This is a genomic window from Massilia consociata, assembly GCF_042432755.1.
In the GTDB taxonomy this organism is placed as follows: domain Bacteria; phylum Pseudomonadota; class Gammaproteobacteria; order Burkholderiales; family Burkholderiaceae_D; genus Telluria; species Telluria consociata.
Genome location: NZ_JBHLWP010000006.1, coordinates 31,577 through 41,936, shown reverse-complemented (window position 1 = coordinate 41,936; position 10,360 = coordinate 31,577). Strand labels below are relative to the sequence as shown.

Genomic DNA, 10,360 nt, shown 5'->3' with positions numbered 1-10,360 from the left:
ACTAGCTAATCAAGTGATCAGAAGTTCTGGTTGTAGCGCACGTAGAAGAAGCGGTCGATCGGCAGGTCGGCATCGACGTAGGTCGAGGACGCTGCGCCGAGGACGGTGAAGCGCGGCTTCTTGTCGAAGGCGTTATTGACGCCAACGCGCACATTGCCGTTCCATGCGAACTTGTAGCCGACGCTGATGTCATGGAAGGTCAGCGAGGACAGGCGGTTCGCGCCGTTCGAGGTGGCGCCCGGACGACGGGTCTCCAGCTCGTTGCACTGCCAGCGGTTCGGGATGCTCAGGCAGGTGTCGGTAACGTCGCTCAGGAAGCGGACACCCCAGGTAGCGCTCCAGTTGCCCAGCGCCCAGTCGGTGGTCAGGTTCGACTTCCAGCGGTGGAAGTCATAGTCGCCCGAAAAATCGATCCACTGCGCGGTGGCGTTGCTCTTGGTCGAGTACTCGTCCAGGTAGGTAGTCTCGCTGCGCACGTTGACCTGGCCCCACGAGAAGCGCGGCAGGCGGTAGCGCAGTTCGACGTCCACGCCTTCGGTCTTGATCTGGCCCAGGTTGGCGTTACCGCGGCGCACGTCGGTGACCATGCCGGTCGCGTCACGGGTGACGAGCGAGCAGAAGTCGGTCAGGCCCTGGTTGTAGCATTCGCCCAGGACGTAGTTCGACGACACGGAAACGATCCGGTTGTTGACCGTGATGCTGTACCAGTCGACCGCCGCCGAGAAGCCCGGAACGAAGGACGGGTTGAACACCATGCCCAGGGTACGGGTGATCGCGGTTTCCGGCTGCAGGAACGCATTGCCGGCGTTGACGTTGAACGGCACCGAGGTCTGCACGCTCGAGCTCGAGCTGATGTTGGCGCCGGTCTGGGTCTTCTGGCGGAAACTTGCCGGAGTGCCGCGGATGCCGCCGATGCCGCTGTTGCAGCGGCCCAGCACCGTGGTGTTACGCGCCGCGTCGCCGTAGACGGTGTCGCACGGATCCAGGTAGGAGTCGAAGGATTGCTGGCCGCCGCCGAAGGAGTCACCCACGGTCGGTGCGCGGAAGCCTTCCGCCCAGGTGCCGCGGAACATCACGTCCTTGGTCGGGCGGTAGGTGAAGCTGGCCTTGCTGTTGTTGGCCGAGCCGAAGTTGCTGTAGTCCGAATAACGGGTGGCCAGGTTGAAGGACAGCGATTCGACGAACGGCAGGTTCTTCAGGACGGGGATGTTCAGCTCGGCGTAGGCCTCGCGCACGGTGTAGCGGCCGCGGGTCGGGTTGCCGGCCAGGTCGGTCGAGAAGCCCGAGCGCTGGAATTGGCCCGGCAGGTCCCAGCCTTCCACGGTACGGTGCTCGATACCGGCTGCGGCGCCGAGGGCGCCGGCCGGCAGCTGGAACAGTTCGCCGCTGAGGTCGGCGGTCGCGCTGTCGACCTTGCTGCCATAGGTATAGCCGCCCGTCGACATGACGTAGTCCAGTGCTGCCGGGGTCGAGGCCGACGGACCGCCCAGGATGTCCCATGGGGTGCATTCCGCCAGCGCGATCGGGGCGTTCGGGGTGCCGCACTGGACCACGCCGGCGGCATTGCGGAAGGATGGGCCGAGGGCCTTCTTCAGGTTCAGCAGGTTGAGGTTACCCGTGCCCATGGTGTCGCCGTCGACCTTGCTGTGGTTGTAGCCCACGCTCCAGTTCCACGGCAGCGAGCGCAGTTCGAAGTCGCCCGACAGGGTGGCGTCGATGTGCAGGGTGCGGTTGGTGTTCTCGGTCACGCGCGGCACTTCGATGGTGCGGCGGTAGAAGTACAGGTCCTGGCCAAGGCCGGCGCCGGCAACCTGGTTGCCGTACGGGTTGAAGTAGCTGTCCTTGTCGATGTAGACCGGGTACTTGCTTTGCGATTGCGAGTTCAGCGGGTAGCCGGCGGTGGTCGACACGCCCTTGCGCGACGCGTACATCGCGGTGGTCACCAGGCGCGTGTTGTAGGGCAGCTGCAGTTCGCCCTTGGTGAAGATGGTGTCCAGCTTGGACGGCATCGCGAACACCATCTGGCGGGTGGTGTTGAAGTTGTCGGCCGGGATCGGGCCGGACGCCGGCACCGCATGGTAGTTGGCCGGGTTGCGCGAATCCTGGCCGACACCTTCGCCGAGCTGGTCGCCGGTATGGTTCAGGATGCGGTCGAAGCCAGTGGCGCCGCCAGTAGTGGCGTTGACCTGGCGGATACGGCCCCATGGACCGCCGCCCAGGCCTTCGAGCGGGAATTCGCTGGTGCGCGAGTAGCTGGTGAACTCGCGGTCACGCGACCAGACGGCGCCGGTTTCGGTATGCGACAGGCCGAACATCAGCGAAGCCTTCTCGTTGCCGGCGCCGTAGCTCAGCGAGAAGTCGCGGTTCTTGCCGTCGGCGACGTCTTCGTTGCGGCCGGCGTAGATGCTCAGTTGGCCGCCTTCCATCGACTTCTTCAGGATGATGTTGACAACACCCGCAATCGCATCGGAGCCGTAGATCGAGGAAGCGCCGTCCTTCAGGATTTCCATGCGCTCGATCATCGACGACGGGATGGTCGACATGTCGGTCAGGCCGGCCACGGTCTGGGTCCAGCGCTTGCCGTTGACCAGCACCAGCAGGCGCTGCGAGCCGAGGTTACGCAGGTTGGCGTACTGACCGCCGTTCTCGCGGTTCGAGGTCAGGGAGCCGCCCTTGCTGAAGGCCGGGGAGCCGGCCGAGGACATGTTGGCGATGATGTCGCCGACGGTGACCAGACCGGTCTTCTGGATCTGCTCCTGGGTCATCACCTGAATCGGCTGCGCGGTTTCCAGGTCGACCTGGCGGATACGCGAACCGGTGACTTCCACGCGCTGCAGCGGTGCTGCGGCTTCCTGGGCGAAGGCCGCCATCGAATGGACGGCGAGGGCGACCGCCACGGCGATCTTGGTACGTTGTTGCATGTGTTCTCCATCTCGCGCCGCCCCGGGTAGGGCGGCGGGTTTGTTTTTAAAAAGTTGCAACCTGTGCGACCAGCACACCGCGGGTAACGATGTTGCTGGGTACATACACAACTCTATAAGATCATTCTATGTTGACAAGTGTCAATATCTGTAAGGACATTCTCTGTCCAAAAAACAACACTTGGTAGCAAGAAATCTCTGACCCCTAAGTCAGCAGGAAAGAAGCGCACGGCAAGGGTGCGCATGGGAGGAGAAATGGTCATGCGCGGTGCATGGCGCACCGCGGCGGGGCGGCGGCTTCAGCCGCCGAAACAGGCTTGCCACAGGCGCAGCACGCTGTCCGGATGGGTACCCAGCAGGGCGGGTGCGACGCGCGCCTTTTCCTGCCCCTGCAGCCGTACCTGGTGCTGGAGCTTGCGCATTGCACGGTAGGCGTCGGCCACGCTGGAAGCCAGCGCCGGGTCGATCAGGCCGAGTCCGCCGCACAGGCGCAGCAGCGCGATGTTGCCGGTATTTACCGTCAATTGCGGGTAATTTGCCGCATGACGCAGCACCAGATACTGGACAATGAACTCGATGTCGATCATCCCGCCCGGGTCCTGCTTCAGGTCGAACAGCGTCGTGCGGTTGACGCTGGCGTCGCGCATGCGCTTGCGCATCGCCACCACATCGTCCTTCAGGCGCGCTTCCATGCCGCTCCTGTCCTTGCGCAGCACCTTGTCGCGGATCGCCTCGAAGCGCGCGCCGATGTCCGCATCGCCGGCGCAGAAGCGGGCACGGGTCAGGGCCTGGTGTTCCCAGGTCCAGGCGGCATTGTCCTGGTAGCGCTCGAAGGCAGCCACGGTCGACACCAGCATGCCGCTGGCCCCGTCCGGGCGCAGGGCGGTGTCGATGTCGAACAGGATGCCGGCCGCCGTGTGCGCCGTGTTCCAGGTGATGAAGCGCTGCGCCAGTTTCGCGTAGTTCGACGGCGCCATCTCGTCGTCGTCGTCGAACAGGAAGATCACGTCGAGGTCGGACACGTAACCGAGTTCCTTGCCGCCCAGCTTGCCATAGGCGATGACCGCGAAGCGCGGCTCCTCGCGGTGGCGGGTGGCGACCGTGCGCCAGGCATGGCGGATGGTGGCGCCGACGATGGTGTCGGCCAGCAAGGACAGGTGGTCGGCCAGGCGCTCCACCGACAGTTCGCCCGCCAGGTCCAGCGCCAGCAACCGGAACAGCTGGGCATGGTGGGTCTCGCGCAGGATGTCGAGCTGGCGCTCGGTATCGCCGGCCGCCGCGGACAGCTGGGTGTCCAGCGCCTGCGCCAGCAGGGCCATGTCGCCGGCGCCCTCGTTGCGGTCGTCGAGCAGCTCGTCGAGCAGGATCGGGTGCTGGGTCAGGAAGGTTGCCGCCCAGCCGCTGGCATTGATCATGCGGATCACGCGCTCGAGCGTGTGCGGGTATTCGGTCAGCAGCGACAGGTAGGCCGAGCGGCGTGCGATCGCCTCGAAAAAGTCGAGCAGGCGCCCGAGCGTGGCGGCATGGCTGCCGATGCCCGCTTCGCGCACCACGGTGGCGATCTGGCCAAGGGCGGCGTCGCCCAGCGCCAGCAGGCGGGCGCGGCTGGCCTCGGGCAGGCTGGACAGGCGCGGGCCCTGCAGCGTCGCCACCAGGCGCGCGCCGGCCGTGGCCGGGTCGTCGTAGCCGAGCCCGGCCAGGCGGCTGCGGATCGCGTCGAGGTTTTCCGGGTCGTCGGCCAGGGTGGGCGTGTCGGGGTCGGCGCTTTCGCTCTTGTCGGCGAAGATCGCGTCGAACTGGGCCGCGACAAAGCTGCGCTGCTGCTCGAGGCGGGCGAGCAGGGTGGGCACGTCCGGCAGGCCCATCCAGCGCGCCACCGTCAGGCGGTCGTCCTCGCTGGCGGGCAGGGTGTGGGTTTGCGCGTCTTCCAGGTATTGCAGGCGGTGTTCCAGGTTGCGGAGAAAAGTGTAGGCGTCGAGCAGGCGTTCGACCGTGTCTTGCGGCAACAGCTCGCGTTCGGCCAGCAGGTGCAGCGTCGTCCGGGTGGAACGTTCGCGCAGGGCCGGGTCGCGCCCGCCCCGGATCAGCTGGAACACCTGGGCCAGGAACTCGATCTCGCGGATCCCGCCGCGGCCGAGCTTGACGTTGTGGCTGCGTTCCGGGTGCAGGCGTTCCTGGCGCTTGACCTCGGCGCGGATCTGGGCGTGCATGTTGCGGATCGCATCGATCACGCCGAAGTCGAGGTAGCGGCGGAACACGAAGGGACGCACGATGGCGTCCAAGGCCGCGATGTCTTCCGGGTCGCCGGTGACTGCGCGCGCCTTGACCCAGGCATAACGCTCCCACTCGCGGCCCTGCACAATGAGGTATTCCTCGACCATGTTCAGGCTGGCCGCGAGGGGGCCGGAGTTGCCGTTGGGGCGCAGCGCCATGTCCACCCGGAACGTGAAGCCATCCTCGATGATCTCGGACAGGGCGGCATTCAGGCGCCGGCCGAGGCGCACGAAGAACTCGTGGTTGGACAGCTGGCGCTGGCCGGGGGCGGCGGCGGTCTCGCCGTCCTCCGGATAGACGAAGATCAGGTCGATGTCCGACGAGACATTGAGTTCGCCTCCGCCACCCTTGCCCATGGCCAGCACCATCAACTGCTGCGGGCGGCCGGATTCCTCGCCCGTGGGCATGCCGTGTGCGGCGACCAGTTCTTCGGTGAGGGCGGCGGCATGGGTACGGATGGCGAAGTCGGCAAAGCGGGTCATCGCGGTCACCACTTCGTCGAGGCTGGCCTGGCCCGAGAGGTCGCGCCGGATGATGGCGCAGACGAGCAGGTTGCGCAGGCGGCGCATCGCACGCGGCAGCGGCAACCCGGCGGCAAGTTCGCGCGCCAACGCCGCGCCGAGGTCGGCCTCGGCCAGCGATAATCGGGCCATGTCGTCGAGCAGGGCAGGGCGGGCGGGATCGGCGCCCAGCCAGCGTTGGAGGAAGCGCGAAGCGCGGTCCGGCGATTCGGCGCGGTCCGATGGTTCGGCCGGCGGGGCAGGGTTCATGGTGTCCGATCCAGTGTGCGTTTTTGCCGTCCGGCAGGCATTGGTGCGGTAGAATTGCCCGCCGTGCTGCCCCGGTCAGCACGATGGTAAGGTAGACGCCGTGCCCCTTGCAAGCGACCTGTTATTAAAGAAACTATTTACGGCGAAGCCTTTTTGAGCAACTTGATGGACAACCCGCAACCGCAGGCGGTCAGCGAGCACCTCCCGCCTAGCCAGGCGCGGATGCGCTGGCAGCGCCTGCGTGCGGCCTATCGCTATGCGAACCTGGCCTCGCACCATGTCCTCGGCTTCACCATCAAGCTGTTGCTGTTCGTCTATTTCGTGCTGGCCCTGCTGTTCCTGGTGCTGCGCTACGCCATCCTTCCGAATATCGACCTGTACAAGAGCGACATCGAAGCGGCCGCCGGGCGCGCGCTCGGCAACCGGGTCACGATCGCCCGCCTGGAAGCGTCCTGGCAGGGCATCCACCCGGCGCTGTCCCTGGGCGACGTGCGCCTGATCGACCCCGGCGGACGCCAGGTGCTGGCCCTGCCCGAGGTCTCGGCGGCGCTGTCGTGGTGGAGCCTGGCCGCATTCGAGCCGCGCCTGCATGCGCTCGAGATCCGGCGTCCGCAGCTGGACGTGCGCCGCGGCCGCGATGGCGTGCTGAGCGTGGCCGGCGTACGGCTCGACCCGGACAAGAAGGAAGATGGCGGCGGCGCCGACTGGCTGCTGCGCCAGCGCGAGATCGTGATCCGCGACGGCCGGGTGGACTGGACGGACGAGCTGCGCGGAACGCCCACGCTGGCGCTCAGCGACGTCACGATGGCGCTGCTGAACCGCTTCGGCGGCGGGCACCGTTTCGCGCTGCGCGCCACGCCGCCGCGCGCGCTGGGCCGCCCGCTCGACGTGCGCGCGCGCTTTCGCCACCGTTTCGGATCGCGTCCGTCCGACATCACGCGCTGGAAGGGCGAGCTCTACGTCGACCTGCGCGACACCGACCTGGCCGCCTGGAAGCAGCACCTCGACATTCCATACCAGCTCACCAGCGGGCACGGTTCGCTGCGCGCCTGGCTGAACTTCGACCAGGCCCGGGTGGCCGGATTCACTGCCGACGTGGCGCTGGCCGGCGTCAATACGCGCCTGGAGGCCACGCTCGCGCCGCTCGAACTGGCGCTCGTCAAGGGCCGTCTGGCGGCGAGCGAGGAACTGCTGCCGGGGCGGGACGAAGGCAAGCCGACCTTCGGCGCCCACGGCCACACGCTCAGCCTGACGGATTTCACGGTGACGACGCGCGACGGCCGCACCTTGCCGCCGGCCACGCTCGAGCAGAGCTGGCGCCCCGCCGAGCCTGGCGGCCGCCCCGAGCAGGGCAGGCTGAGCGCGCGCCAGCTCGACATCGGCGCGCTGGCGGCGCTGGCTCACACCCTGCCGCTGCCGCCGCAACAGCGCCAGATGCTGGCCGACTACGCGCCGCGCGGGCAACTGCTGGATGTGACGGCCGAATGGGAAGGGCACTACCCGGCCTTGCGCGGCTTCCGCATCCGCGGCGACGTGGCCGGACTGGCGCTGAACGCCCAGGCCGCGCGTCCGGCCATTCCCGCGCAGCCGGCCCGGCCCGGGCAGCCGGCACACATGGCCATGCCGGCGCTGCCGGCACGCCCGGCCACGCCGGGTTTCCAGAACCTGAGCGGCAGCATCGACGCCAACGAGCGCGGCGGCAGCGTGACGGTCGATTCCGAAGCGCTGGTGCTGCACATGCCGGCGTGGTTCGCCGAGCCGGCCATGCCGCTCGACCGGCTCGCCCTGAAGGCGCGCTGGACCTACGATCCCGGCCAGCAGTTGCTGGTCGAGGTCGAGAACCTGGCGTTCGCACAGGGCGAATTGCATGGCGCGCTGTCCGGACGCCATATGCTGCCGCTGGCGGCCGTGGACGGGAAAAGTCCAGGCCCGGGCGTGGCCGACTTTACCGGCAGGCTCGACGGCTTCGCGATCGCCGGCATCGGGCGTTTCCTGCCATTGGCCACGCCCGAGCACCTGCACGAGTGGCTGACCGGCGCCCTGCAGGGCGGCACCTTGCGCGACGCGAGCTTGCGCCTGCGCGGCGACCTGGCGGCCTTCCCGTTCCGCGCCACCAGCCTGCTCGAGCGCGCACGCGGCGAATTCCACGTGGCCGGACGCCTCGAGAACGCCCGGCTCGAATATGCGCCGGGCCACCGGCACGCCGACGGTACGCCGCTCTGGCCGCTGGCCGAGCAGATCAACGGCCGGATCGCATTCGACCGCGCGCGCATGGAAATCCACGGCGACAGCCTGCGCACGATGGGCGTGGCGCTGTCGAACGTGAAGGCGGTGATTCCGGACCTGGGCGCGGGAGAGCACAACATGCTGGAGATCGACGGCGTGGCGGCCGGCCCGCTGCAGGAATTCCTGCGCTACGTCGCGGCCAGCCCGGTGATCGACTGGATCGGCCACTTCACCGAAGACACCCGCGCCGGCGGCAATGCCCGCCTCGGGCTGAAGCTGCGCATGCCGCTGGAGCACCTGCCGGAAACCAAGGTGCAGGGCAGCCTGCAACTGCAGGGCAACGACATCAGCCTGTTCCCCGAGCTGCCGCTGCTCCAGGCCGCGCTGGGCCGGATCGACTTCCACGAACACGGCTTCAGCCTGAACGGCGTGGGCGCGAGCTTCCTGGGCGGGCCGCTGTCGCTGGGCGGCGGTACCCAGCGCGACGGCAGCATCGCGATCCGGCTCGGCGGTACCTTGTCAAGCGAGGGCATGCGCCGTACGGCGCCGATGCCGGCCCTGGGCCGGCTGGCGGCGCGCATGTCGGGCAGCACGCCCTACACCGGCGTGGTCGCGGTGCGCGAAGGACGGCGCACCGTCACGCTCGAATCGAACCTGGTCGGCCTGGGTCTGGAGCTGCCGGTGCCGCTGAACAAGCCGCAGGCGGATGCGCTCCCGCTGCGTTTCGTGCTGTCCGGCGAGCCGACCGTGAACGACGTGGCGCGCGACGACATCCGGATCACGCTGGGCGACGGCATCTCGGCGCGCTACCTGCGCGAAAAGCAGGGACACGGCCCGTGGCTGGTCCGGCGCGGCGGCATCGGCGTGAACGTGCCGGCGCCGGTGCCGGACAGCGGCATGATGGTCCACGTGAACATGCGCGCGCTGAACGTGGACGGGTGGATCGCGGCCGGCAAGGCCATCGCGGGCGACGACGACGGCGACGCGCCGGGCACCGCGGCCGGCACGGACGGCGAAGGCGGATTTGCCCAGTACGTGGTGCCGACCGTGCTGGCGGGCCGGGTCGCCGAACTGACCGTCGCCGAGCGGCGCATGGCCGACGTGGTGCTGGGCGCGACGCACCTGAAGGACACCTGGCAGGCCAGCCTGCAATCGCGCCATGCCAGCGGCCACGTGACCTGGCTCGAGTCCGGCAGCGGGCAAGGGCTGGGCAAAGTGACGGCGCGGCTGGCCTCGCTGGTGATCCCGGAGTCGGATGAAGCCGAAGTCAAGAACCTGCTGGAATCGAACCGCGGCGCGAGCGCCACCATTCCTTCGCTCGACATCATCGTCGACCAGTTCCAGTTGTTCGACAAGCGGCTCGGCCGCCTGCAGCTGCAGGCGAGCAACGTGCCGGCGCGGGCCGGGCGCGAATGGCGCATCGACCGCCTGGCGCTCGACAGTCCGGACGGCCAGCTCAAGGCCAACGGCCGCTGGCTGACCAAGGATGGCAAGAGCAACACCAGCCTGAACTTCGTGCTCGACATCGATGACGCCGGCAGGCTGCTCGATCGCCTGGGGTTCCCCGAAACCTTGCGCCGCGGGAAGGGCAAGATGTCGGGCGACATTGCCTGGAGCGGCCTGCCGTACGCGATGGACATTCCGAGCCTGTCGGGCCAGATCGAAATGAACGTCGAGTCGGGTCAGTTCCTGAAGCAGGATCCGGGAGCGGCCAAGCTGCTCGGCGTGCTGAGCCTGCAGGCGCTGCCGCGCCTGCTCAAGCTGGATTTCCACGACGTGTTCTCGGAGGGCTTGGCGTTCGACGGCATCAGCGCCAACGCCATCATCGAGCGTGGCGTGCTGCGCACGGATAACCTCAAGATGCACGGGGTGGCCGCCACCATCCTGATGGACGGCACGGCGGATATCGCCAACGAAACCACGAACCTGCGGGTGGTCGTGATCCCGGAATTTAACCTCGGTACCGGGTCGTTCGTGTATGGCCTGGCGGTGAACCCGGTGATCGGGATCGGCAGTTACCTGGCGCAGCTGTTCCTGCGTGCGCCGGTGATGAAGGCGCTGACTTACCAGATGCGGATCTCCGGGCCGTGGAAGTCGCCGACCATCACCAAGCTCGACAATCCACCGCCGCCCCCGGCGGCGCGTCCCAGGGCGAAGAAAGAATGACAT

Annotated in this window: 3 protein-coding genes; 1 reads left to right on the top strand and 2 read right to left on the bottom strand. The window is 67.9% G+C overall.

All coding sequences use genetic code 11. The features are described 5' to 3' along the window. Positions 1-17: 17 nt before the first annotated feature. Both ACFFJK_RS04320 and glnE read right to left on the bottom strand, forming a co-directional pair. Positions 18-2,921 (bottom strand): TonB-dependent receptor domain-containing protein, encoded by a 2,904-nt coding sequence (locus ACFFJK_RS04320; protein WP_379677888.1) that lies wholly within the window; start codon positions 2,919-2,921, stop codon positions 18-20. A gap of 299 nt (positions 2,922-3,220) precedes the next feature. Beyond that, the gene (gene glnE / locus ACFFJK_RS04315; protein WP_379677887.1) at positions 3,221-5,965 is read right to left on the bottom strand and encodes a bifunctional [glutamate--ammonia ligase]-adenylyl-L-tyrosine phosphorylase/[glutamate--ammonia-ligase] adenylyltransferase; all 2,745 of its coding nucleotides are present in this window, start codon (positions 5,963-5,965) and stop codon (positions 3,221-3,223) included. Between the two features lie 165 nt (positions 5,966-6,130). Between glnE and ACFFJK_RS04310 the strand changes: the two genes are divergently transcribed. Next, positions 6,131-10,357 (top strand): YhdP family protein, encoded by a 4,227-nt coding sequence (locus ACFFJK_RS04310; RefSeq protein WP_379677886.1) that lies wholly within the window; start codon positions 6,131-6,133, stop codon positions 10,355-10,357. Positions 10,358-10,360 lie beyond the last annotated feature (3 nt).